This window comes from Pseudomonas sp. EU05-FHT14B02 (assembly GCF_058791055.1).
Map to the genome: position 1 here is coordinate 51,263 of NZ_JBYTDD010000014.1, position 24,060 is coordinate 75,322.

A 24,060-nucleotide genomic window follows, 5' to 3' on the forward strand; every position below is an offset into this window, starting at 1 on the left:
AGCCATACATCTTCAGGATGTGGTCAACTTAACGCTGTAAAAGAGCAACGTTCGAACACCAAGGTTAAACGGGCTTGTTCAAGCCACCGTTGCAACCTTACAGTTACTAATCGTTGTGAGTAAGGGCTAATGACGAAGCATCTAATGATGCTTCGTCTTGAAGCTTAGGCTGGCTTGAAACAGTACGCAGCCAGCTTGTTCCCATCGAGATCCCGCGCGTAAGCCGCATAGGCGTCAGGTGCCCAGCCTCGCGGACCCGGTGCACCTTCGTCGGTGCCGCCACTGGCCAGCGCCGCGGCGTGGAAAGCGTCAATGGCGGCACGATTCGGCGCTTCGAAGCTGATGGTGACACCGTTACCCACGCTGGCCGGGGCGCCGTTCGCCGGTTTCAGCACGAAGAAGGATGGAGCGCTCTCACCCCAGATCGAACCATTCTCGTCCAGATCAGCGATGCGTTTTTGGCCCAGGGTACCCAGGACATTGTCATAGAAGCTGCGCGCTTTTTGCAGGTCGTTGGTACCAACAGTCACATGAGTGAAAATGGTCATCTTTGTGCTCTCTTTGGTGTAGAAGCGGTGGGTTGATGTTGCAGGTTTTCGCGCCTTTGACTGGCCCTGACGGGTTTCGCCAAACCTGTTGAGTCAGCGATCGAAATGGATAACGGTGCGGATGCTTTCGCCTTTGTGCATCAGGTCGAAGGCTCTGTTGATCTCCTCCAACCCCATGGTGTGGGTAATGAAACTGTCCAGCGGAATGTCGCCCTTTTGCGCGTTCTCGACATAGTTGGGTAGCTCGCTACGTCCTTTCACACCGCCAAATGCCGAGCCGCGCCAGATGCGCCCGGTCACCAGTTGGAAAGGACGGGTACTGATTTCCTGTCCTGCTGCGGCGACGCCAATGATCACCGACTCACCCCAGCCCTTGTGGCAGCACTCCAGGGCGGCGCGCATCAGATGGACGTTGCCAATGCATTCGAAGGAATAATCCACACCGCCCTCGGTCATCTCGATGATTACGTCCTGGATCGGCCTGTCGTAATCCTTGGGGTTGATGAAATCGGTGGCCCCCAGTTGCCTGGCTATCTCGAACTTGGCCGGGTTGATATCGATCGCGATGATTCGACCGGCCTTGGCCATGGTCGCACCGATAATAGCTGCCAGGCCGATGCCGCCAAGACCGAAGATCGCCACACTGGCTCCCTCCTCCACTTTCGCGGTGTTGAGCACCGCGCCAATGCCGGTGGTCACACCGCAACCGAGCAGGCAGACCTTCTCCAGTGGCGCATCCTCGGGGATTTTGGCCAGGGAAATTTCGGGAAGCACGGTGTATTCGGAGAACGTCGAGGTGCCCATGTAGTGAAAGACAGGCTGCCCTTCGTAAGAGAATCGGCTGGTGCCATCGGGCATCAAACCCTTGCCTTGAGTGGCACGGATCTTCTGACAAAGATTGGTCTTGCCGGAGGTGCAGAATTTGCACTCGCCACATTCCGGGGTGTAGAGCGGTATCACATGGTCGCCCACCGCCAGTGAAGTTACCCCCTCGCCAACCGCTTCGACGATACCGCCACCTTCGTGGCCAAGAATAACGGGGAAGATCCCTTCGGGATCGGCGCCGGATAACGTAAACGCATCGGTATGGCAGACACCTGTCGCAACAATGCGTACCAGCACCTCACCGGCTTGCGGCGGCGCGACATCGACTTCGACAATTTGCAGAGGCTGGTTCGCCGCGAAGGCGACGGCCGCTCGTGATTTGATCATGTTCGTGATTTCCCGGACGCAAAGAGGCGCCGTTCCTTTGTAGAAACAGTCAAGAGATTGTGTTCAGAGGGGCGTTACAGAGGGCGGGCGTCCTTACCCTTGAGGCCGATTAGAGCGATGCCTCGATCTTTTTTGCTGCGCCTTCATCGACCCAGGCGTGCCAGATTTCCGGGTGTTCCTTGAGGAACATTCTGGCCAGCTTCGGTGATTCGATGCGCTCCCGGGTCATTCTCGCCAGGTTCTGATTCAACAGATCGATGGGGATGTTGACCTTTTCAAGTACTGCGACCAGTTCGGGAGCCTGTTCATGAAATGCCTTGGAGAGTCCCACCATGGTGATGACGTCTTTGTTGACGCCGGTCTTTTCCTCCAGCCTTATCGCATCGATCTGCCCCATCAGCGGCGTCGGTGACCAGTAGTAGAACAGTACCGGTTCACCGCGCTTATAGCTGGACAAGACAGCCGCATCCAATGCGGCGCCAGTGCCTGGACGGAAATTCGTGAAGGTGTTTTCAAGACCATACTCTTTCAACATCTCGGTATTGTCCTGCTCACAGATCCAACCCGCAGGACAGTTGTAGAAACGGCCTTTGGACGGTTCTTCCGCATCGTGAAAAACACTCGCGTACCTGCTCAGGTCAGCGACTGTCCTGAGGTCGGGCGCCTGCGCTGGCCGGTTACGTTTAGCGTCCCCTTCAACGACGTAACGCGGCACATACCAGCCCTGAGTCGCACCAATAATCGGAGCGCCAACCCCGACAACTTTTCCAGCCGCCGCCGCCTTTTTCCAGACTTCGCTGCGCTCCATCCACTCTTCGCCAAACACCTGAATGTCGTTGCTGGCCAGTGCGGTCTCGAGAATGATGGTGTTACCCACCAATTGATCCGTTGCACAGCCATAACCATCCTTGAGCACGATCATCATGATGTCGGTGAGGAGCATCCCGCTCTCCCAGTTCAACCCGGCAAATTTCACCGACTTGCCCGATTCACACCACCCTGAGGCCTGGCTTGAAGCACTACCGACAAGCAAGCCAAGGGTGAGCAAAGAGGCCAACAAACTCTTCCTGTTTTTCATGATCAGACGCTCCGAATCATTATTATTGGGGGCAGCGAACTGTTGTGTGCGACACAGGAGCAAACGAGTCCATAAGATTTAGCATGGACAAGTGCGTGCGCAAACACGTGAAACAAAGGCGTGAATCAATTGCATTTATTGTTATTGGCGAAGCTCAAGCTAATGGATCAACAGAAGTACGCCCGTAGAACAACTGACGCGCATAGGCACTGAACTCGACATCGGGCTGGTCCACGTACGCAAACACCGCGTTGAGCCTCAACCTGTCCCCTTCCACCGGCGTGACCCGGTGCAATGAATAGCGGCCGCGGAACAATGTCAGGGTGCCTGGCACTTGAGGCAGAACCTCTACCTGCTGTGTTTGCGAGTCATCGAGGAATTGCCTGACCGCGTCATAGCAATCGTCGCTTTCATTGCGCAGCATCCGCACATACTCGAAATCCCCACCGGCGCTTGCAGCCTGAAGGGACAGCGTGACGCTGAAGTCTGAACGATCAAAGTGCCACCCCAACTCCTGCCCTGCCGTGAAGCCCTGCAAGTTAAGGGCGGCTAATGGATCGGCATGACGATAGAGCGTGTCCAGAGCCAAAACATCTTTGATGAAAGCAAGGACTTCGTCCGATCCATAGATCTGCCGGATCAAATGGTCGGCAGGAATATCGGCATAGGCAACAGTGTCTTTTGCCGTGTTCATCAAGCGTCGTAGCGGGTGTTCCGGATCAACGCTTTCGTCCTGAGGTTTGAAATAAACCGTGTGGCTTTCCCGAAAATGAAACATGCGCGAGTGCAGTGCAAGTGTCTGCTGCGCCATCGCGACAACCGATGGATTGCGAACAAAACCCGGAAAGATCGCAACGCCCTCTTGTGCCAGCAACGACTGACTGTGAGTGACCAGTGCGAGATAAGCGGGGCTGGTGCGATCGGTGATTGGGTAACGCTCGAGATCGACGAGATCGCCCAGGGTTAGCGCAGGTGTGAAAGGCAGGGTAGTCATTGTTGTTGGTCTCCGTTGGCTCTGCTGGATTCAGATTGCATCGGCACCAAAAACAAGTCACGCTCATAATTTTACGCAATTTTGTGAATTATTTTCAGGTCGTATACCCATGAGACTGACGCTGGATCACTTGGTGATGTTGCAAACCTTGTCGGAAGTCGATTCGATCACCGCGGTGGCCGAACGTTTATGGCTGACACCTTCGGCAGTCAGTCACCGCATACGCGAAGCGGAGCGGCGGCTAGGTGTGAGCCTGACAGAAAGATCAGGAGGAAAGCTCAGACTCAGCCCTGCCGGCGTGCGCCTGGAGCGGGCCGCCAAAGACATCATCGCCATACTCAATGAAGCTGAGTCCGAGGCCCGGTCCATGGCCGGTGGCGTCACAGCGTTTGTCCGTATGGGTGTCACCTCCTACGGTCCATTTCGCTGGATTCCAAAATTCATCAAGCACTACTCAAGTCTTCGGCCGGACATCGAAATCACACTGGTGACCGTGCCCCGTAACGACGTTTACGCGAGTCTGATGCAAGGCAGACTGGATGTGTCCATTATCGATGACGGCATGGTGCCTAGCGGTGTCGCCAGGTTGCCGCTTTTTCGGGACGACTTGATTGCAATCATGGCAACCGATCATCCCCTTGCGGGAAGGAAAAATATCTATGCGCAAGACTTCAAGACTTACAACCTGGTGACGTATTCGACCGATCGCGCCAGTGGCTGGGAGTATGACCGTTTCTTCGCCCCCGCCAGCATCTTGCCGCGCCGCATGATCACGGTGGAGTTGATTGAAGCCATCGTTGAACTGGTCCGCTCAGGATACGGAATCAGCATATTGCAACGGGATTTGGTAACCCCGAGTCTTGAGCGCGGGGAGCTTGCATGGGCGGCCCTGAATGACGGCTTGGATATCGCCTGGAACGCAATCGTTCGTCCCTCGGAACGGGAAGATAGCGAGGTCAGTAAAATGGTTACGGAGCTTGATACCTGGATTAAAAATGCAGGAAAACCTGAGCGCAGCTAATCGCTGGTTAGCGTGCAAAACTGGTTTTGGTCGATGGCAGCCCTTTGCGACGGGCAGCAATCGGCTGTGGGTTCAGGTCCGCAGCGCAGAGTGGGAATCCGCGAGCAATAAGAAACCGCTTGCTACCCGGTTTTCAGGGTGTCTTTGAACTATGATTTTCTCTGGGATACCGGAGGCGACAGCCACTCTTTCTCCCCGTGGTCGCTTGGCCCAGGCGATCTTCGGGTCGATACATCCAAAGGCGTCGAGGGTCGCACCCAGTTGCCGAAGATGGTTCAGGATGCGATGAGGTGCACGGCCCAAGGCACTTTCGTCTGACACCCTGAAACGGAGAAGCCAACGTGAACACCTTGAAACTTCACCCTGCACTGGACAATGGTATCCAGCCTGCCGCTGCGAATTTCACAGGAGGCACCCTGCAATGCCTGTGTGCGACCGACAAGGTCGAGGTCAAGATCGACGCGCAAACCCTGCATAACCACGCATGCGGCTGCAGCAAATGCTGGAAACCGCAAAACGCGATATTCGCTGTCATTGCCGTAGTACCTCGGGATAAGGTCAGCATCACTGCCCACGGTGAAAAACTGGCAATTGTCGACGAAACCGCCACCATTCAGCGGCACGCCTGCAAGCAGTGCCACGCCCATCTCTTCGGGCGCATCGAGAACAAAGACCATGCGTTTTATGGTCTGGATTTTGTCCACACCGAGCTCTCTCCCCAAAGTGGATGGGCTGCGCCGAGCTTTGCAGCGTTCGTGTCTTCCATCATCGAAACTGGCACACCGCCAGCACAAATGAAGGCCATCCGTGAGCGCCTGCGCTCGATCGGCCTGGAGCCCTATGACTGCCTGTCCCCGGACTTGATGGATGCACTGGCGACTCATGTCGCCAAACAGAAAGGCCTGCTCCCCGCAGCCTGATTGATCGGCCGCCGCGGTTTCTTCGTCGGACCGCGGCCCCGACATCCCCGAAAAACCACTTCCCGCACACTGGGCGCGACAGGTTACTTCAGACTACCCGACAAAAACTGTTTCAACCGCTCGCTACGGGGCTGTTCCAGCACAGTGCTCGGCGCCCCCTGCTCCTCCATCCGGCCCTGATGCAGGAACATCACGTGGTTCGATACCTGCCTGGCAAACGCCATTTCATGGGTGACCACCACCATTGTCCGGCCCTCTTCGGCAAGCTGCTGCATGACTTTGAGCACCTCCCCCACCAGTTCGGGATCCAGCGCGGAAGTCGGCTCATCGAACAGCATCACCTGGGGTTCCATGGCCAGCGCGCGGGCGATAGCAACGCGCTGCTGCTGGCCGCCGGAAAGATGGACCGGATACTGGCTTTCAACCTTGGCTGGCAGACCTACCTTGGCGAGGTAATGGCGCGCACGCTCCAGGGCTTCCCGTCGACTGATGCCCAGCACACTCATCGGGCACTCAATGAGGTTTTCCAACACCGTCATGTGGCTCCACAGATTGAAGTGCTGAAACACCATCGATAACTGGCTGCGCACAACCTGCAACTGCCGGGGATCGACCGCACACAAGTCGCCACTTTTGTTCTTGCGGGTCAGTAGCTCCTGCGAATTGATGATGATCCGCCCCGCCGACGGTTGTTCCAGATGGTTGATACAGCGCAGAAAGGTACTTTTCCCGGACCCGGAAGAGCCGATGATGCTGATCACATCACCCGCTCTGGCCTTGAGCGAAACACCCTTGAGCACTTCGTGGCTGCCGTAGTTTTTATGGACATCTTCAACGATCAATTTATACATGCGTGCAAGTCCGATGATTCAGGGTGTGGTTCAGTGCGTGCGAGGATTAAGGTAGGCCAGCCAACGCAGTTCACCGCGCCGAAACAGCCAGATCAGGAAAAATGCGCTGACGGCATACAGCACCCCGGCAATGCCGAATGCGCTGAACGAGGCGTAGGTCGCCGAGTTCACGTCGCGGGCAATTTTCAATAAATCGGGCACCGTGGCGGTAAACGCCACCGAGGTTGAGTGCAACATCAGAATCACTTCATTGCTGAAAAACGGCAGTGCCCGGCGCAACGCCGACGGTAAGACAATTCGGCGATAGAGCGTAAACCGACTCATCCCATAGGCGCGGGCAGCCTCGATTTCGCCGTAGGGTGTCGCCCTGATCGAGCCGGCAAAAATCTCGGTCATGTAGGCACAGGTATTGAGACCGAACGCAAGCACCGTGCAGTTGAAGCCGTCGCGGAAAAATGCATTGAGAAAGTCCTGGGACCGAACCACGTGCAGGCTGTACACCCCGGTGTAGAAGAACAGCAGCTGGATGTACAACGGGGTTCCGCGAAACACATAGGTGTAACACCAGACCGGTAAACGGAGCAGCGGATTGCGGCTGACGCGGGCAATCGACAACGGCACCGCGAGCAGGAAGCCGATCACCACCGACAGAATCAACAGCCACAAGGTCACTGCCAACCCGGAAAAATGCGGTCCATCACTCCACAGGTAGGCCTGCCAGTAGTCTTCGAAAATGCTGGTCATGGCGCAACCTTCCTGACACCCACCGAATAACGGTGTTCAAGCCACAGCAACACCCCGTTGGACACCGTGGTGATAGCCAAGTAGATCAGGCCGCCCACCAGCGTGAAATAAAAGAACTGCATCGAACCCTTGCCCGCATCCTGGGTGGCCTTGACCACGTCGGTCAGGCCGATAATCGAGACCAGCGCCGTGGACTTGATCAACACCTGCCAGTTATTGCCTATACCCGGCAAGGCATGTCGCAGCATTTGCGGGAACAACACCTTGCGAAAGGTTTTCCCCCGGCTCATGCCGTAGGCCCGTGCCGCTTCCAGCTGGCCAGCCGGAACGGCCTGGAAGGCACCGCGAAACGTCTCGGTAAAGTACGCCCCGTAAATGAAGGACAAGGTCACGACACCGGCCAGAAACGGGTCGATGTCGATCTGACTGAACCCCAGCCAATCGGTCATTCGGTTGAGCAGCATCTGCAGACTGAAGAACAGCAGCAACATGATCACAAGGTCCGGCATGCTGCGGATCACCGTGGTGTAACCCGTGGCCAGAGCCCGCAGTAAACGGTTGGAGGACAATTTGGAACTGGCGCCAACCAGGCCCGCCAGGACCGCGATCAACAATGACCACAGCGCCAGTTTGATTGTGGCCAGAGTGCCCAGCAGGATTTGCGGGCCAAAGCCTTCCAGAAGCATTTCACTCTCCTTGTTCTTATTAGGTTGAGGTGAAGGGGTGGCTCAAACAGAGCGGTCTGGTCGACCACCCTGCCCAACGTTGTGAGGGGGCGTTATTTCGCGCCGTAGACGTCGAAATCGAAGTACTTTTTGTTGATTCGCGCGTAAGTGCCGTTGGCCAGAATGGTCGCCAGTGCCTTGTTCAAGTCGTCGCGCAACTCGACATCGCTCTTGCGCAAGCCGATGCCATCACCGACGCCGAAAAAGCGCGGGTCATCCAGGGTCGCGCCGGCAAACTCAAAATCCTTGCCCGGCACTGTGCCCAGGAAGCCGTAACTGGCTTGAATAGCACCCTGCAACGAGGCATCAAGTCGGCCCACCACCAGGTCGGCGTACACCTGGTCCTGATTCTGATAGGACAACACCTCCACTCCTTTCTTCCCCCAGACGGCTTTGGCATACGCTTCCTGGGTCGAGCCCTGCTCCACACCAATGCGTTTGCCCTTGAGCGATTCAAAGGTCGGCAATAGACCCGACCCACGCTTGACCACCAGCCGTGCCGGCGCATTGGAGACCTTGTCGGTAAACGCAATCTGCTCAAGACGCTTGGGCGTCACGGTCATCGACGACGCCACTGCGTCGAACTTGCGCGCCAGCAGTGCCGGGATCATCCCGTCCCAGCTGCTTTCAACCCAGACACAACGGGCTTTCAGTTCTGCGCACAGTGCTTCGGCGATGTCGACCCCGAAGCCGGTCAGGGTGCCGTCCTGATTTTTGTATTCCAGCGGCGGGTACGTAGGGTCGACCCCCAGCTTCAAAACTTTGCCAGACCAGTCGGCCGCGCCAACCAGACCGGATGCCGTCAAGCAAACCAGTGAAACAGCAGCAATCATCTTGTTCATTGTTATTTTCCTCTTCAGACCGCAGACGTTCTTTGTACAGACTGACGCTCGGCAATACGGCGTCTCAACTCAGAAAACGTTCGACCAGCTTGACCCAGTAACTCGCCCCGATCGGCAGGCAGGCATCATTGAAGTCATAACCGGGGTTGTGCAGCAGGCACCCGCTCTCCCCGTCGCCGTTGCCGATCACCAGATAGCTGCCGGGGCATTTCTCCAGGATGAAGGCGAAGTCTTCACTGGCAGTAAAGGGCCGCAGGTTATCGATCAGTTGCCCTTCCCCCAGCCACTCCCGTGCGACCTCCCGGGCGAATGCGGTGGACTCGGGATGGTTGATCAACACGGAATGACAATGCTGATAATCGATTTCGGCCCGGGCACCGAAACTGGCGGCCTGACCGTTGACCAACTCGGTGATTCTGACTTCGAGCAACTGGCGAATCTCGGGGGTCAATGCGCGAACGCTCAGGCTCATCTGTGCGCTGGACGGGATGACATTCGAGGCACTTCCAGCATGAATGGAACCCACCGTGATGATCGCCACGTCCTGCGGGTTGACGTTGCGCGAGACGATGCTTTGCAATGCAATGACGATCGACGAGCAAACCACCACCGGATCGACCGCTTTGTGCGGCACCGCCCCATGGCCGCCGTTACCGATGATGTTGATCGTCACGGTGTCGGCAGACGCCATGAACGGTCCGCTGTAAAAACCCAGGTGCCCGGCGGGGTAGCCCGGCACGTTATGCATGGCGAAGATCGCGTCACAGGGGAACCGTTCGAGCAGGCCTTCTTCCAGCATTTTCCTGGCGCCGCCCAGCCCTTCTTCGGCCGGTTGGAAAATCAGTTGCAAAGTACCCTTGAACGCCCGGGTCTGCGCCAGGTGCCTGGCGGCCGTCAACAGGGTGGCCGTATGACCGTCATGGCCGCAAGCATGCATGACGCCGTCGATCCGGCTGGCGTAGGGTAAACCGGTGGTCTCCTGAATCGGCAGTGCGTCCATGTCGGCGCGCAGACCGATGGACCGGCCCTCACCATTTTTCAAGGTGCCGACGACGCCTGTCTTGCCGACACCGGTGCTGACCTGGAAACCCCACTGGCTCAAACATGCGGCCACCCGCTCGCTGGTAGCGAACTCTTCAAAACCCAGTTCGGGATGTGCGTGAAGGCTGTGACGCAACGCGATCATTTCATCCTGCATCGCTGCAATACCAGGCAAGACATGGCCGGTGTTCATTATTGTATTCCCTCGAAATGACCTGAGCGGTCGCTGAGCAGGATCTTAGGGAACGGAGTCTGGGCTGGGGAGGCCCAGTTTGGTTATGATGACAACCATAAGTTGTCACCAAGGTGAGCAGATGAAACTGCATCAACTACAAGCACTGATTGCCAGCGCTGAAACCGGCAGTATCCGGGCGGCGGCGCGTTCGCTGGAGATTTCCCAGGCGGCCGTGACCAAAGCGCTGCGAGAATTGGAAACCGCTCAGCAGTTACCGCTGTTCACCCGAACGCCCAGCGGGCTGAATTTCACCGAATACGGAAAGGTATTGCTGACACACGCCCGCCTCGTGATCAAGCAACTCGAACATGCGCAAACCGAACTCGATCACATGCGCGGCAAGGCTCAGGGACGGCTCTGTGTAGGGATCACGCCCTGGATAGCCCTGACCTTCCTGCCTGAAGTGGTCCTGGCCTTTCGTGAGCGCATGCCGCAAATCCGCCTGGAGTTGTTCGAAAGCCTGATGGCCGTGGCCCAGCCGCTATTGCGCGACGGCAGCATGGATTTTGCGATCGGCCAACTTCACCCTGCGCAATCAACGCAGGAGTTCGCCTGCGAAACGCTGCTCGATTACCAGACCTCGGTGTTGGTGCGCCAGGGCCATGCCCGGCAGAGCGCTCGATCGATCCATGAACTGCTGGAGGAAAACTGGACGCTGAACTACGCACCCGACGGACACGACGGGCTGATGCAGGAGCTGTTCTGGCAACATGGCGCACAAATCAATGAAAACCGTATCGTTCGCGCCCACTCACTGGCGATTCTGCAGATGATGGTCGAGCAGGCCGACATGTGCACCTGGGGGCCGTCCATCGTCAGTATTGCCCCACCCTTCCTCGGTCGAGTGGTGTCCCTGGACCTGGCCGAGCAGTTCGAGCCCAGACATCTGAGCATCGTGACACGCCGCAATGGAGCGCTGAGCAACCCTGCGCTGTGCTTCACCGATTGCCTGTTGCAGGTGATTCGGCGCCATGCACGTTCGGCGAAGAAGGAAGATCGGCAACTGTTTGAAACGCTGCGGTTGCTGGTTTGATTAGCGCCTCGGCTGCGAAACCGCAGCCGGCGGCAGCTGTTTTTGCCGTGCTCATCTCTACAAAGGAGATGAATGCGGACATACAGGGGCTGCCGCCAGCTGCGATCTTTTTCGGTCAGCGATCCAAGCCGCCGATGGTTGCAAGGCAAGCGCTGCCACCCTGCCTGGGCAGGAACACCTCGGCCAGCATGCAGCGCGCGCTGCCGCCACCGATACGCTCGATGGTGTCGATGTTCACCGGCAACGGCGTAGTGTGAGCTTCGATCAAGCGACGCTGATTGGCGTCCAGTGATTGCCAGGCTGTGCGCGACATCACCAGCAGCGGCTCGCCCGCTGCGCTGTGCACTTCCAGCATGTTGCCGGCAAAGGACTCCAACTGCTCCCAGTTCAAGGCGATGACCTGTTTGCCGCTGGTTTCGAGCCGTTCACGCAGCGCCGTACGTTCACCCGAATGGGGCAAGGACGCCAGGCAAGCCACCGCCAGGCGGGTGCCAACACTCATCATCACATTGGTGTGATAAATCGCCACGCCCTGGCGATCCACCGCGTTGAACGCACAGAGTTCATAGCCCAAATGGGTGACCAACTGATCCAGGGCCTGGGTGTGGGTGCGTGTGGAATACCCGGCGTAGCAAATCCGCTGTTGCCGATCCAGGACCATGCTGCCGGTGCCCTCCAGGAAAACCTCCTGCTCTTCGAGGCTGGACAGGTCTAGCAACTGCTCGACCCGGTATTCGCCCAGCAGCCCGTCGAGTACACCTTTGTCCCGCTCCAGTCGCCGGTTGTGGCCCTGCATCGGATACAGCACCAGAGTGCCATCCGGGTGGCTGCTCCACCAGTTGTTGGGGAAGATCGAGTCCGGGGTATGGGGCGCTTCCCGATCGTTATGCACCAGGACTTCAACGCCGTGCCGACGCAACGCGGCGACATAGCCATCGAACTCGGCAAGGGCCTTGAGTTGAACGTCTTCAGCAACGGTTGCCGGACGCTGGAAGCGGTTGTTCGCCGCCGTGTCCTGATTGAAGGAGAAACGTGTCGGGCGAATCATTAAAACCGTATTGGTGGTTTGCATGGGCACAGACTCAATGAGGGTCGAGAGAGGCTCATTGTCTGTTTCGAGGTGGGAAAAACCCGGTTGATAACAGCTGTTGCGCTGATGAAAACGGCTGAAGATTCTGACCCCTTCAGCCGATTCGGTGAACAACACAAAGCAAGCCCGCTCCCACGGTTTTTATCCGTTTGATGCTTACTCCATCGTGGTCTTGACCATCGCCAGTTCCGGGTGGCTGACCAGTTTGTCGATGTGCAAATCCGGGTCGTCAAACCAGACTTCGGTCAACACCCGGTAATGTTCCATATCACGGCAGCGCATGCGCAGGCTGTAGTCGAACGCACCGCTGATCAGACGACATTCCAGCACCTGCGGGCAGGCGCGGACTTTGGCCTCGAAGGCCTTTTGCGCCGCGCGTCCGCTCTGGTTCGACAACGCCACCAACACGAGCAATGACAATCCCGGCGTCAGTTTCTTCTCGTCGAGAATCGCTCCATAACCGCGAATGACCCCAAGCTGTTCCAGCTTGCGCACCCGCTCCAGGCACGGCCTGGGGGTCAGGTGTACGCGCTCGGACAGCTTTTGATAGGTGATGCGCCCTTCGTGGCGCAACACTTCAATGATTGCCTGATCGATACGATCAAGCACGATCGACAGATCGCGGATATCCGCCATGTACGCCTTGCCTCACTTCAAACGACCCGATAGAAATTGCTGCAAACGTTCACTGTTTGGCCGGTCGAGTATCGTAGCATCCCCCTGCTCCTCCACACGCCCCTGATGCAGGAACAACACCTGGCTGGAGACCTGCCGGGCAAAGCCCATTTCGTGGGTCACCATCAACATGGTCCGGCCTTCTTCCGCCAGCGCCTGAATCACCTTCAGGACTTCACCGACCAGTTCTGGGTCGAGCGCCGAGGTGGGCTCGTCGAACAACAGGATTTCGGGTTCCACCGCCAGGGCCCGGGCAATCGCCACCCGCTGTTGCTGCCCGCCGGACAGAAACGCCGGGTACTGATCGGCCACCCGTTGCGGCAGGCCGACTTTGTCCAGATAGGCCCGAGCGCTCTCTTCGGCGGCCTTGCGACTCATGCCCAGGACTCGACACGGCGCCAGCACGATGTTCTCCAGTACGGTCAGGTGGCTCCACAGGTTGAAATGCTGGAAGACCATCGCCAGTCGCGTGCGCAAACGCTGCAACTGCTTCGGATTGGCAACACGCATGCCGCCAACGCCCTGACGGGTGAGGACTCGCTCGCCATCCAGAGCAATGGCGCCTTCGTCCGCCCGTTCCAGAAAGTTGATGCAGCGCAGCATGGTGCTTTTGCCCGATCCGCTGGCGCCGATCATGCTCACGACGTCCCCTGCCCTCGCGTTTAACGAGACGCCCTTGAGTACTTCGTTGTCACCAAAACGTTTATACAGATTTTCAACGGTGAGTTTGTACATGCGAATACTCCTGAAGCGGCACACTTATCGGCGCCACTCTGGATAAAGAATGGAAGTCAGTGGGCCGGGCCCAGAAAGCTCAGCCAGCGTTTCTCAGCCAGGCGGAACGCACCGACCAGCCCGAACGACAGCACGAGGTACAGCAGGCCCGCGATACCGAAAGCCTGAAACGTCATGAAAGTCGCGGCGTTGGCATCCCGGGCGATTTTCAGGATGTCCGGGATGGTTGCGGTGAACGCCACCGAAGTCGCGTGCAACATCAGGATCACTTCGTTGCTGTAGTACGGCAGCGCGCGGCGCAGCGCCGAGGGCAGGATCAGTTGCAGATACAGGCGCCAGCCACTCAGGCCATAGGCATGAGCCGCTTCGATTTCACCGTAGGGAATGCTGCGGATCGCGCCGGCGAAAATTTCCACGGTGTAGGCACAGGTGTTGAGCGTGAACGCCAGCAAGGTGCAATTCATGGCGTCGCGGAAAAACGCTTCGAGCAATGGCTGCGAACGAACCACCGCAATGCCGTAGATCCCGCTGTAGCAAATCAGCAACTGGATATACAACGGCGTGCCGCGAAAGATGTAGGTGAACAGCTGAACCGGCCAACGCAAGACGCCCCAGCGCGAGACGCGCAAGATCGCCAGGGGCAATGACAGGCAAAAACCCATGGCAATACTCGCCACCAGCAGCCACAGGGTCATCGCCAACCCGGTGAGGGTCTCACCGTCGCTGAACAGAAAGGGTTTCCAGTATTCGGCAATCAACTCGATCATCGCGCCATCCCCCGTACACCTTGGTTGTAGCGCCGTTCCAGCACACGCAAAACGTAGTTCGAAGCACTGGTGATCAGCAGGTAAAGCGCGGCGGCCAGCAGCAGGAAATCAAGCATATTGAACGTGCTTTTGCCGGCCTCCTGCGCGACTTTGACCAGGTCCGACAAACCGATGATCGATACCAGCGCCGTGGCCTTGAGCAGCACCAGCCAGTTGTTGCCAAGACTCGGCAAGGCAAAACGCATCATTTGCGGGAACACCACGAAACGAAAGCGCTGCCAACGGCTCAGGCCAAAGCACGCCGCGGCTTCCTGTTGACCGCGCGGCACACTCAGAATCGCCCCGCGAAAGGTCTCGGTGAAATACGCCCCATAGATAAAACCAAGGGTGATGATGCCGGCCACGAATGGGTCGATTTCCATGTAGGGCCAGCCCATGGCCTCGGTCAGGGCGCTGAGCCAGCCTTGCAAGCTGTAGAAAATCAGCAGCATCAACACCAGGTCGGGCACGCCACGGATCAGTGTCGTGTAAAAGGTCGCCGGGAGATTCAACAGCTTCAGCGGCGACAGTTTGGCCGCCGCGCCGAGCAGCCCCAGCGCCATGCTCACCAAAAGCGCGAGTGCCGACAATTTGAGGGTGACCCAGGTGCCGTGCAGCAACAAAGGGCCATAGCCTTGCAGGGCCGAAAGATCGAGCCCCAGAATATTCAGGAAGGAGTTCACGCCAGTCACCTGTCTTGATGCGCCCCGGTTGCTGCGATACAACGACTGGGGCACGAGGATCAGTTGTTGTAGAGGTCCAGATCACCGAAGTGTTTCTGCTGGATCTGCGCGTAGATGCCCTTGTCGTGCAGGGCCTTGATGGCGGCGTTGAGCATGCCTTTGAGTTCTTCGTTGTCCTTGCGCACACCAATGGCGATTTCCGACGGCACCAACGGGTCGCTGATGCCTTCACTGTTGTGGAAGTCCGCCCCTTGTGGCGAGATCAGGAAACTCATCTGTGCTTGCAGCTTGTCCTGGATCGACGCGTCGAGACGGCCAAATACCAGGTCGGCATAGACCTGATCCTGATTCTGATAGGCCCGCAGCTTCACCCCGCCTGGCCCCAGTTTGGCCTTGGCGTAGGTTTCCTGAATCGTGCCCTGCATGTAACCGATGGTTTTTCCACGCAGCGATTCGGCGGTAGGCAGCAGTCCGGAGTCTTTGCGGGTGACGATGGCGGTCGGACCTGCGTACAGGCGATCGGTAAAGTCGATCTGTTTTTTGCGCGCGTCGGTAACGGTCATCGAAGATTCGATGGCATCGAACTTACCGGCCTTGAGCCCCGGAATCAGCCCGTCGAAATCATTGCTGACCCACACGCAGGTCAGCTTCAGCTCGGCACATATCGCATTGCCCAGGTCCACGCCGAAGCCCTGAACCCCGCCATCGGCCGTGGTGGATTCAAAGGGTGGGTAGCTTGGGTTGACGCCAAATCGCAGCTCCTTCCATTCCTTGGCACTGGCGCCCGTGGTGCAGCAAAGCAACGCGAGTGCCGGCAAAGTCAGCCATTTGATGTTCATGTTCTAGAGTCCCGGATTATTTGGATTTATAGCGATCCGGCGCTTGCGTCGGTCCGCACGTTATTGACAGGGGCAGAGAGTCGATGCGGTCTTCACCGCAGCCGTTTTTGTTGTTGTTTTCGACTGGAAGGTGCCAGTCGTCGGAGTTGCACTCCATCTCAGACAGCGATCAACAAACGCTTGAAATGGACCGTCAGAATGCCAATTGCCGGGAGGGTGCTGGTGTCGTAACCCCACGTTCAAACAGCGTGCCTGTGCTGAACGAAGGGCTTTCACAGCCGATTCTGTCGCCCACTGTGTCCCCACATAAAAGGGAGCGGCACAAGACATGTGCTTGTCTTTGAGGCCTTCATTACCTGCATGACGATGCTTCGTAAAGCACATCGCGCTTGAGCCGTGCGAGCGAGATGCGAGTGGTCACGGTCACCCAGCCGATTCCGCTGTGCGCTCTGTGTTTTTCGACTTCTCTCGCTGTGTCCAGGGTCAGTATTGGCCGAAATCTTCTCTTCATTGCCTCGACAATAAGTCCGTTGCAAACACATGGACCGCCTCCTGAGTCTCAGCCACCAAAGCGAAAGGCAGTCCAGACCGGCACACAATAAAACGCCCAAAGGAACCCAATATGACCCGTTACATTGACGTCAATGATCTGAGCCGTCTCGTCCAGGAAAAAGGCTTGCCTCGTTGCCTGATCGAAATGGCCGAGTACATCCGTCAAGACTACGTACGCTGGCCGGATTTCGAAAAGTGCGCGCGCCTGGCGAACCACTCACCCGAGGGCGTCATTGAGCTTATGCCTGTGTCTGATGCCTCGCTCTATGCCTTCAAGTATGTCAACGGGCATCCGAAGAACACGCACAATGGCATGCTGACGGTCATGGCGTTTGGTGCACTGGGAGACGTCGATACCGGCAAGCCTGTTTTACTGAGTGAAATGACGCTGACTACCGCCATTCGCACCGCGGCCACTTCTGCACTCGCCGCCCGCTACCTCGCCCGACCGGACAGTCGCCGAATGGCACTTATCGGCAACGGTTCACAGAGCGAATTCCAGGCCCTGGCATTTCATACACTGCTTGGCATTACTGAAATCAGCCTCTACGACATTGATCCTGCCGCGACGGCGAAGCTGGTAGCCAACCTGCGGGCCTACCCCGCCATACAGGTGAGCGTTGCAAAAACTGTCGCAGAAGCGGTACGTGGCGCCGATATAGTGACCACGGTCACGGCTGACAAGGCCTACGCAACGATTTTGACGCCTGAGATGATCGAGCCCGGGATGCACCTCAATGCAGTGGGCGGCGACTGCCCCGGCAAGACCGAACTGCACCGGGACATCGTCGAGCGTGCGCGAGTCATGGTTGAGTACGAACCACAAAGCCGCATTGAAGGCGAAATTCAGCAGATGCCCGCCGACTCACCGGTTATCGAGTTCTGGAAAGTCATCAATGGTCAGACCCAAGGTCGCCAGCATGCCGAGGAAGTCACCTTGTTCGACTCGGTCGGTTTCGCCATCGAGGACTACTCCGCCTTGCGCTATGTGCTGGATGTAGCAAGAACGCTCAACATTGGCAGCGACATTCAGCTGGTACCAGAGCTGCAAGATCCCAAGAACCTGTTCTCGTTGCTGCAGCCTTCAGCAACTGACGATGTAAGGCTTCGCGCTTAACTGCACTCGACACTTCAAAGCGTTTACCTGGCGGCCCCCCTCGGCTGCCAGGCGGATCCCCGATTTTTAGTGTTTTTACAGCGCCATCCGCTGCGCGAGCCACCCGGTTCACTGCGGACTCGCCACCTGAGTGATCGTCAACAAACCGTTATTTCTCCGAAACTTCTCATAACCGTTAATCAGCTTTATCTGTTTTTTGACGCTTCCCCGATACGCGGTCACAACTTTTTCGCTCCGTTGGGTCATAGAACGGTAGCTGTCGATTGAATGTTGGCATCTACCAAGGTTTTCGCCTGATACGGAGATAAACTCATGATTTTCAATGTACAAAATTTTGGCGCCAAAGGAGATGGCGTCACCGACGATACGGCGGCGATACAAAATGCAATTGATGCGGCGGCCGCTGCAGGCGGGGGGCAGGTGTACATGCCGACCGGAACTTACATCGTTTCGGGAGGTGAGGAACCCTCCGACGGCTGCCTGATGCTCAAGAGCAATGTCTACTTGTACGGCGACGGCATGGGCGCAACCACCGTCAAGGTGGCTGACGGCTCCGACACCAAGATTACCGGAGTCATCCGCTCCGCCTATGGCGAGCAAACCCACGACTTCGGTGTCAGCAACCTCACCATCGACGGCAACCGTGACAACACCACGGGCAAGATCGACGGTTGGTTCAACGGCTACATTCCAGGTGAAACGGGCTACGACTCCAACGTCACCCTCGACAGCGTCGAGATCAAGGATTGCTCCGGGTACGGTTTCGACCCCCACGAGCAGACCGTGAACATGGTCATCAGGAACAGCGTGTCCCACGGCAACGGCCTGGACGGTTTCGTTGCCGACTTTCTCAGCGACAGCACCTTCGAAAACAACGTTGCCTACGACAACGACCGGCACGGTTTCAACATCGTTACCAGCACCCACGACTTCACGCTCACCAATAACGTTGCCTACAACAACGGCGGCACTGGCATCGTCGTGCAGCGCGGCAGCGAGGACATCCCCTCCCCCAGCAACATCACCATCACCGGTGGCGAGGTGTACGGCAACGGCGCCGAAGGGGTGCTGATCAAACTGTCCAGCGAGGTGATCGTCAGCAGCGTCGACATTCACGACAACGCCAGCGCCGGGATCCGCATCTACGGCAGCAACCACGTCGAGATCATCGACAACACGCTCAACAACAATTCCCTGGGCAGCCCCGTACCGGAGATCATCATCCAGTCCTACGACGACACCCTGGGCGTGTCCGGCAGGTACTTCAACGGCAGCGATAACACCATCCAGGGCAACCTCATCACCGGCAGCGACCTGTCGACCTATGGCGTTGCAGAGCGCAATGAAGACGGCACTGATCGTAACGCCATTATTGGCAACACCATCAGTCACACCAGCAACGGTGCCACGCTGGTCTATGGCGACGGCAGCTACGTCAGCGCCACGGTGCCGATGACCACCGTGCAAGGCACAGCTGGCAATGACACCTTGCTGGGCAGCGCCGCCAGCGAGATTTTCTACGGCGTTGCCGGCAACGACACCATCAATGGCGGGGCCGGTGGCGACATTCTGGTGGGTGGTGCAGGCATCGACAAACTTACCGGCGGTACCGGCGCCGATACGTTCCGTTTCGCCGCTCAGTCCGACAGCTACCGCAACGCAACCACAAGCTTTGATGACACCATCACCGACTTCGACGTCACCCAGGACAAGATCGACCTCGCCGGCCTCGGCTTCACAGGCATAGGCAATGGCCGTGACGGCACCCTGCAGGTCAGCTACAGCGCCAGCAACGACCGCACCTACATCAAGGACTACGATGCAGACGCCAGCGGCAATCGTTTCGAGTTGATCCTCTCGGGCAACCTCGCCAGCACCCTGACGGCCAATAACTTCATCTTTAATCGGGTAATCACCGGCACCAGCGGCAGCGACTCGCTGTTGGGCAGCGATTCGGCCGACACCGTCCTCGGCCTGGCGGGCAACGACAGCCTCAGTGGCGGCGCGGGCGACGACAAGCTCGACGGCGGTGCCGGCATGGACACCCTCACCGGCGGTGCCGGGGCAGACACGTTCGTGTTTTCCAATCGCCTGGACAGTTACCGCAACTACAACACCGGCGGTGTCAACTTTGGCGATCTGATCACCGATTTCGATTTCACCACCGACAAGATCGACCTCTCGGCCATGGGTTTCACCGGCCTGGGGGATGGCAAGAACAACACCGTGTACGTGGTGCTCAACAGTGCCGGCACCAAGACTTACATCAAGTCCCTGACTGCCGACGCCAATGGCAACCGCTTCGAGGTGGCACTGGACGGCAACTACCTCGACAAGCTGACCAGCGCCAACTTCGTCTTCGCCACATCGTCACCGACCAACCAGGCGCCGGTGCTGACCACGCCGCTGCTGGATCAGAACGCCACCGAAAACACCCTGTTCAGCTACGTGGTGCCGGCCACCAGCTTCACCGATCCGGACAATGACAGCCTGAGTTACACCGCCACCCTGGCCGACGGCAGCGCCCTGCCCGCGTGGCTGAGCTTCAACGACACCAACTTGACCTTCACCGGCACGCCGACCAGCACCGCGTCCGGCAATTACAACCTGCTGGTCAAGGCCACTGACCCGGCCGGTGCATCGGTCAGCGATAGCTTCGTCCTGGTAGTGGCCGATGCGCCCGCCAACACCGTCACCGGCACCAACAATGCCGAAACCCTCAACGGCACGGCGGGTCCCGACCTGATCCTCGGCCTCGGTGGCAACGACACGATCAAGGCCGGCACCGGCGCGGACATTGTCGACGGCGGCGCCGGACGCGACTCACTGTACGGCGGCGATGGTGCCGACACCTTTCGCTACACCAACGTGCTCGACAGCTACCGTGACTACGACACCGGCGGTGTTACGGCCACCGACACGATTTATGACTTCACCGTCGGCGTCGACAAGATCGATGTTTCGGGCCTGGGCTATTTCGGCCTCGGCGATGGCAGCAATGGCACGTTGTACATCACCCTTAACGCGGCCGGCGACAAGACCTACATCAAGTCCGCGGAAGCGGATGCCGATGGCAACCGTTTTGAAATCGCGCTCATCGGCAACTACCTCAACACCCTGACCGCCAGCGACTTCGTGTTCGGCGAGAGCACCCGGCAGGACATCCTCTATCTACCCACCCTCGGCCAATCCAATGCGCGCCTGTTGCGCATGACGGAGGACGACAATCAGTCCGGCACCTCGATGCTGGTCAACGACCTGAACCGCTACACCCCCTATGACGTGCGCAGCCAGTTCACCGATGCCGATGGCAACGGCATCGACATCGCGGTGGGCGGCAGCACGGTCACCGGCCTGTCGACGCTCAGCGCCGCGGAACTCGAGTTGTGCTGGTGGCTGACCGACACCAACCAACCCGGGGCTGCGCTGTTGCGCGCCGAGACGCTGCTGCGCGACCAACTCACAGAGCTGCAATCGATCAATAACGTCACCATGGGCATCATTTGGGGCCAGGGCGAGGAAGCTGCCCTGGAGATCGCCCGAGCCACGGACAAAGCTGCAGCATCAGCGGCGTACAAGGACGCGACCCTGAAGGTGTTTGATTACCTGCATGCCCAGTTGGGCAACTTCAACGTTTACATGTTGGAAACCGGTCACTACGAGCAGGACGCGGCGCGTGCCCGTGGTTATTCGCAAGAGAAGATTGCCTCCATCGTCGAGGGGGCTGGCTATGTCCGCGCCGCCCAGGAAGCCATCGCCGCCGAGCGGGCCGACGTCAAGCTAGCGGTGGACTACACCGACCTCCCCTTGCGCCACGAAGTCGATCCGCTGACGTATCCCGACGACGTCTGGCACCTGCACGAGGAGTCGGCGGAGATCGTCGGTCAGCGTTTGGCCGACTACATTGCCGGTGACCTTGGCTATCAGGGCAACCCCAACGACAACAACAGCGTGCAGGACATTTTCGACAACGCCCGGAACATGATTTCCGGTACCGACCAGGCGGATACCCTGGTAGGCAGTTCGGGCAACGACACACTGGATGGCGACCTGGGCGCCGACACCATGACCGGTGGCAATGGCAACGATATCTATGTGGTCGACAACGCGTTCGACCGCGTGGTGGAGACCAGCGCCTCGACCTCGCAGATCGATACGGTGCAGACCTCGCTCAGTTGGACCCTGGGTGCCAATCTCGAGAACCTGGTGCTCACCGGCGTGTCGGACATCAACGGTACCGGCAATGAGTGGCACAACTTCCTTACCGGTAATGCCGCCAATAACGTGCTCGACGGTGCCGCAGGGGCCGACAGCATGAGCGGCGGCGATGGCAACGACACCTATTATGTCGACAACGCCAATGACACCGTGATCGAGACCAACAGCAATGCGGCGCCTGGAGGAGTCGACAGCGTGCACAGCAGCCTGGCGGCCTTTACCCTCAGCAATAACGTTGAACATCTGTATGTCGATAGCACTGGCGCCGCCAATGGCACGGGCAACGCGTTGGACAACACGCTGTTCGCCGGAACCGGCAACAACGTGCTGGACGGACGCGATGGCAATGACACGGTGTCTTTTGAGCGCGCCCTGTCCGGCGTTACCGTAAACCTTTCGACGTCGGCGCAACAAAACACCACGGGTTCCGGGCTCGACACCTTGAAATTCTGCGAAAACCTGACGGGAAGCGCCTACGCCGACAGTCTCTCGGGCAACAACGCCGCGAACGTTCTGAACGGTGGTGCCGGCAACGATTCGTTGGTGGGCGGTTCGGGCGACGACCGGCTGATCGGCGGTACAGGCACCGATAACCTCATCGGAGGCACTGGCGCGGATACCTTCGCGTTCAGTGCGCTGTCGGACATGGGCGTCGGGGCTTTGCGCGATGTGGTCAACGGTTTCAAGAGCGCCGAGGGCGATCTTCTGGATTTCACCGGCCTGGACGCCAACCCGCTGACCGCAACCGTCGACGCCTTCACCTTCATCGGCAGCAATGCCTTCGACCCTGCTGACGCCACCGGTCAACTGCGCTTTGCCAATGGCATTCTCCAGGGCAGTGTCAACGCCGACGCTACCCCCGAGTTCGAAATCCAACTGGTGGGTGTTCAGGAACTGAACAGCAGCGATTTCACAGCCTTGGGTTAAGCCCACTCCCTGCAGGAGCGGGTTCGCCCTGATGCCGATCAGACGAGGGTGATACTGAACCTTCAGGCGTAAACGATCAGATGCGCAAGTGCCGGCGGACTGCTGCGCATCGATCAAGCTGTCGTACCCACCGGCTTCCCTGCTGCGACCATTTCACAGGCTGAGTTGCGTGCGCTACGGCGCATAAGCACTGTATGCGCCTGGGGTGGGTGTGATGCACATGCGCAGGCCAATTGCTGGCAACCCATGGATCTATACCTCTTGCGCACTTAAACTTTGAGCCTCTCGCCCTCCTCGCCGATTGTTGAACGGGTTTCATGACTGAGCAAGCCAAGTACCATCACGTGTCCGAAGTACCAGGCCTGGTGCTGGGGTCCGCACGTTTTGCGGATGTCGGCTTCGATCGCCATTACCACCTCGATTTCCACATTGGTTTTGTCACCGAAGGCATTCAGCGTCATCGTGCGAAAGGCGAGTCGTTTCTTTTGGGGCCGGGAAGTGTTGCCCTGATGCCGCCGGGTGAAATACACGACGGTGTATCCGAGGGCGGCGGCGCTTATACGCTCAAGACATTCCGTCTATCCCAGGCGCTGGTCGCGAGCCTGGCCGAGGAGATCAGCGGTCAACCGAAAGAGCTTGAATTGACCGGTGTGTTGCTCGAAGACACGGGGCTTGCCGGCAAGCTGCGCGGGTTGCACGATGCAATGCAGCAAGCCATTGGCCCCGGCAGCCTCGCGGTGCAGACGCAATGGTTCACCCTCCTTGAACACCTGTTGAGCCAGTCACGGGCGATCAAGCCCGAAACGATTACCGGCTCGCTATCACCCCTGCAATGGTCTCGCGTCAGGGACTATTGTTTCAGCCACATCGATGAGCGAATCACCCTCGATGATCTCGCCGGACTATGTGGGCTGGGGCGTTTCCCGTTTCTCAAGCAGTTCAAGCGGACCATCGGCATGACGCCCCACGCATGGCTGCTTCGCCTGCGTCTCGAACGGGCGTGTGGCCTGCTGTCTGGCAGCGCGCAACCGATCATCGATGTCGCCCACGCCGTCGGCTTCTACGATCAAAGCCATTTCAACCGCGCCTTTCGGCAAGCATTCGGCGTCGCGCCATCGCGCTACAGGACTTAGGCCGTCGACCATCGGCGAGCGTCAATTTTTTACAAGCGCAA

The 24,060-nt window shown here is 58.3% G+C and carries 21 protein-coding genes; 6 read left to right on the forward strand and 15 right to left on the reverse strand.

Features of this window, described 5'->3' with window-relative positions; all coding sequences use genetic code 11:
- Positions 1–164: 164 nt before the first annotated feature.
- The 4 genes from AC3WTM_RS14680 to AC3WTM_RS14695 form a co-directional block, all read right to left on the reverse strand.
- Positions 165–548 carry a VOC family protein gene (locus tag AC3WTM_RS14680; RefSeq protein WP_102669643.1) on the reverse strand — a complete coding sequence of 128 codons (384 nt, stop codon included), beginning with the start codon at positions 546–548 and terminating at the stop codon, positions 165–167.
- A 93-nt stretch (positions 549–641) separates the two neighbouring features.
- Entirely contained in the window at positions 642–1,760 is a 1,119-nt protein-coding gene (locus tag AC3WTM_RS14685) for an S-(hydroxymethyl)glutathione dehydrogenase/class III alcohol dehydrogenase (RefSeq protein WP_102669642.1), read from the reverse strand.
- Positions 1,761–1,869: 109 nt separating this feature from the next.
- A complete protein-coding gene (locus AC3WTM_RS14690; protein ID WP_102669641.1) occupies positions 1,870–2,838 on the reverse strand; it encodes an ABC transporter substrate-binding protein in 969 nt (322 codons plus the stop codon).
- A gap of 154 nt (positions 2,839–2,992) precedes the next feature.
- Positions 2,993–3,832, reverse strand: coding sequence for a HalD/BesD family halogenase (locus AC3WTM_RS14695; RefSeq protein WP_090454904.1), 840 nt, complete (start codon positions 3,830–3,832; stop codon positions 2,993–2,995).
- Between the two features lie 109 nt (positions 3,833–3,941).
- On the opposite strand from AC3WTM_RS14695, the gene AC3WTM_RS14700 reads away from it, so the two are divergent.
- Together AC3WTM_RS14700 and gfa are read left to right on the forward strand one after the other, a co-directional pair.
- A complete protein-coding gene (locus AC3WTM_RS14700) occupies positions 3,942–4,853 on the forward strand; it encodes a LysR family transcriptional regulator (RefSeq protein ID WP_102669640.1) in 912 nt (303 codons plus the stop codon).
- 341 nt (positions 4,854–5,194) lie between these two features.
- The gene (gene gfa / locus AC3WTM_RS14705) at positions 5,195–5,773 is read left to right on the forward strand and encodes an S-(hydroxymethyl)glutathione synthase (RefSeq protein ID WP_102669639.1); all 579 of its coding nucleotides are present in this window, start codon (positions 5,195–5,197) and stop codon (positions 5,771–5,773) included.
- 83 nt (positions 5,774–5,856) lie between these two features.
- On the opposite strand, the gene AC3WTM_RS14710 is transcribed toward gfa, so the two are convergent.
- The 5 genes from AC3WTM_RS14710 to AC3WTM_RS14730 form a co-directional block, all read right to left on the reverse strand.
- The gene (locus AC3WTM_RS14710) at positions 5,857–6,624 is read right to left on the reverse strand and encodes an ABC transporter ATP-binding protein (RefSeq protein ID WP_102669638.1); all 768 of its coding nucleotides are present in this window, start codon (positions 6,622–6,624) and stop codon (positions 5,857–5,859) included.
- A 30-nt stretch (positions 6,625–6,654) separates the two neighbouring features.
- Positions 6,655–7,368 carry an ABC transporter permease gene (locus AC3WTM_RS14715; RefSeq protein WP_090455213.1) on the reverse strand — a complete coding sequence of 238 codons (714 nt, stop codon included), beginning with the start codon at positions 7,366–7,368 and terminating at the stop codon, positions 6,655–6,657.
- Positions 7,365–8,054: an ABC transporter permease gene (locus AC3WTM_RS14720; RefSeq protein ID WP_102669637.1), complete on the reverse strand. Its 690-nt coding sequence runs from the start codon at positions 8,052–8,054 to the stop codon at positions 7,365–7,367. The genes AC3WTM_RS14715 and AC3WTM_RS14720 overlap by 4 nt, the downstream gene beginning before the upstream one ends.
- 92 nt (positions 8,055–8,146) lie before the next feature.
- A complete protein-coding gene (locus AC3WTM_RS14725; protein WP_371918575.1) occupies positions 8,147–8,926 on the reverse strand; it encodes an ABC transporter substrate-binding protein in 780 nt (259 codons plus the stop codon).
- Positions 8,927–8,999: 73 nt separating this feature from the next.
- A complete protein-coding gene (locus AC3WTM_RS14730; RefSeq protein WP_102669635.1) occupies positions 9,000–10,169 on the reverse strand; it encodes a M20 aminoacylase family protein in 1,170 nt (389 codons plus the stop codon).
- 85 nt (positions 10,170–10,254) lie between these two features.
- Between AC3WTM_RS14730 and AC3WTM_RS14735 the strand changes: the two genes are divergently transcribed.
- On the forward strand, positions 10,255–11,244 hold the full coding sequence (locus AC3WTM_RS14735; protein WP_173677905.1) for a LysR family transcriptional regulator: 990 nt from the start codon (positions 10,255–10,257) through the stop codon (positions 11,242–11,244).
- A 115-nt stretch (positions 11,245–11,359) separates the two neighbouring features.
- Here AC3WTM_RS14735 and ctlX read toward each other — a convergent pair whose 3' ends face one another.
- From ctlX to AC3WTM_RS14765, 6 genes are all read right to left on the reverse strand, one after another.
- The gene (gene ctlX / locus AC3WTM_RS14740; protein WP_102669633.1) at positions 11,360–12,316 is read right to left on the reverse strand and encodes a citrulline utilization hydrolase CtlX; all 957 of its coding nucleotides are present in this window, start codon (positions 12,314–12,316) and stop codon (positions 11,360–11,362) included.
- A 174-nt stretch (positions 12,317–12,490) separates the two neighbouring features.
- The gene (locus AC3WTM_RS14745) at positions 12,491–12,970 is read right to left on the reverse strand and encodes an Lrp/AsnC family transcriptional regulator (protein WP_007974731.1); all 480 of its coding nucleotides are present in this window, start codon (positions 12,968–12,970) and stop codon (positions 12,491–12,493) included.
- Positions 12,971–12,982: 12 nt separating this feature from the next.
- On the reverse strand, positions 12,983–13,744 hold the full coding sequence (locus tag AC3WTM_RS14750) for an ABC transporter ATP-binding protein (RefSeq protein ID WP_007986657.1): 762 nt from the start codon (positions 13,742–13,744) through the stop codon (positions 12,983–12,985).
- A 56-nt stretch (positions 13,745–13,800) separates the two neighbouring features.
- Positions 13,801–14,511: an ABC transporter permease gene (locus tag AC3WTM_RS14755; protein WP_102669632.1), complete on the reverse strand. Its 711-nt coding sequence runs from the start codon at positions 14,509–14,511 to the stop codon at positions 13,801–13,803.
- Complete coding sequence (locus tag AC3WTM_RS14760; protein ID WP_102669631.1) at positions 14,508–15,233, reverse strand: ABC transporter permease; 726 nt, start codon at positions 15,231–15,233, stop codon at positions 14,508–14,510. Before AC3WTM_RS14760 ends, AC3WTM_RS14755 begins: the two co-directional genes overlap by 4 nt.
- Positions 15,234–15,292: 59 nt before the next feature.
- Complete coding sequence (locus AC3WTM_RS14765; RefSeq protein ID WP_102669630.1) at positions 15,293–16,072, reverse strand: transporter substrate-binding domain-containing protein; 780 nt, start codon at positions 16,070–16,072, stop codon at positions 15,293–15,295.
- A 622-nt stretch (positions 16,073–16,694) separates the two neighbouring features.
- On the opposite strand from AC3WTM_RS14765, the gene ocd reads away from it, so the two are divergent.
- The 3 genes from ocd (at position 16,695) to AC3WTM_RS14780 (ending at position 24,019) form a co-directional block, all read left to right on the forward strand.
- Positions 16,695–17,741, forward strand: coding sequence for an ornithine cyclodeaminase (gene ocd, locus AC3WTM_RS14770; RefSeq protein WP_102669629.1), 1,047 nt, complete (start codon positions 16,695–16,697; stop codon positions 17,739–17,741).
- Between the two features lie 312 nt (positions 17,742–18,053).
- Complete coding sequence (locus tag AC3WTM_RS14775) at positions 18,054–22,886, forward strand: M10 family metallopeptidase C-terminal domain-containing protein (RefSeq protein ID WP_102669628.1); 4,833 nt, start codon at positions 18,054–18,056, stop codon at positions 22,884–22,886.
- Positions 22,887–23,203: 317 nt separating this feature from the next.
- Positions 23,204–24,019, forward strand: coding sequence for an AraC family transcriptional regulator (locus tag AC3WTM_RS14780; protein WP_102685545.1), 816 nt, complete (start codon positions 23,204–23,206; stop codon positions 24,017–24,019).
- Positions 24,020–24,060 lie beyond the last annotated feature (41 nt).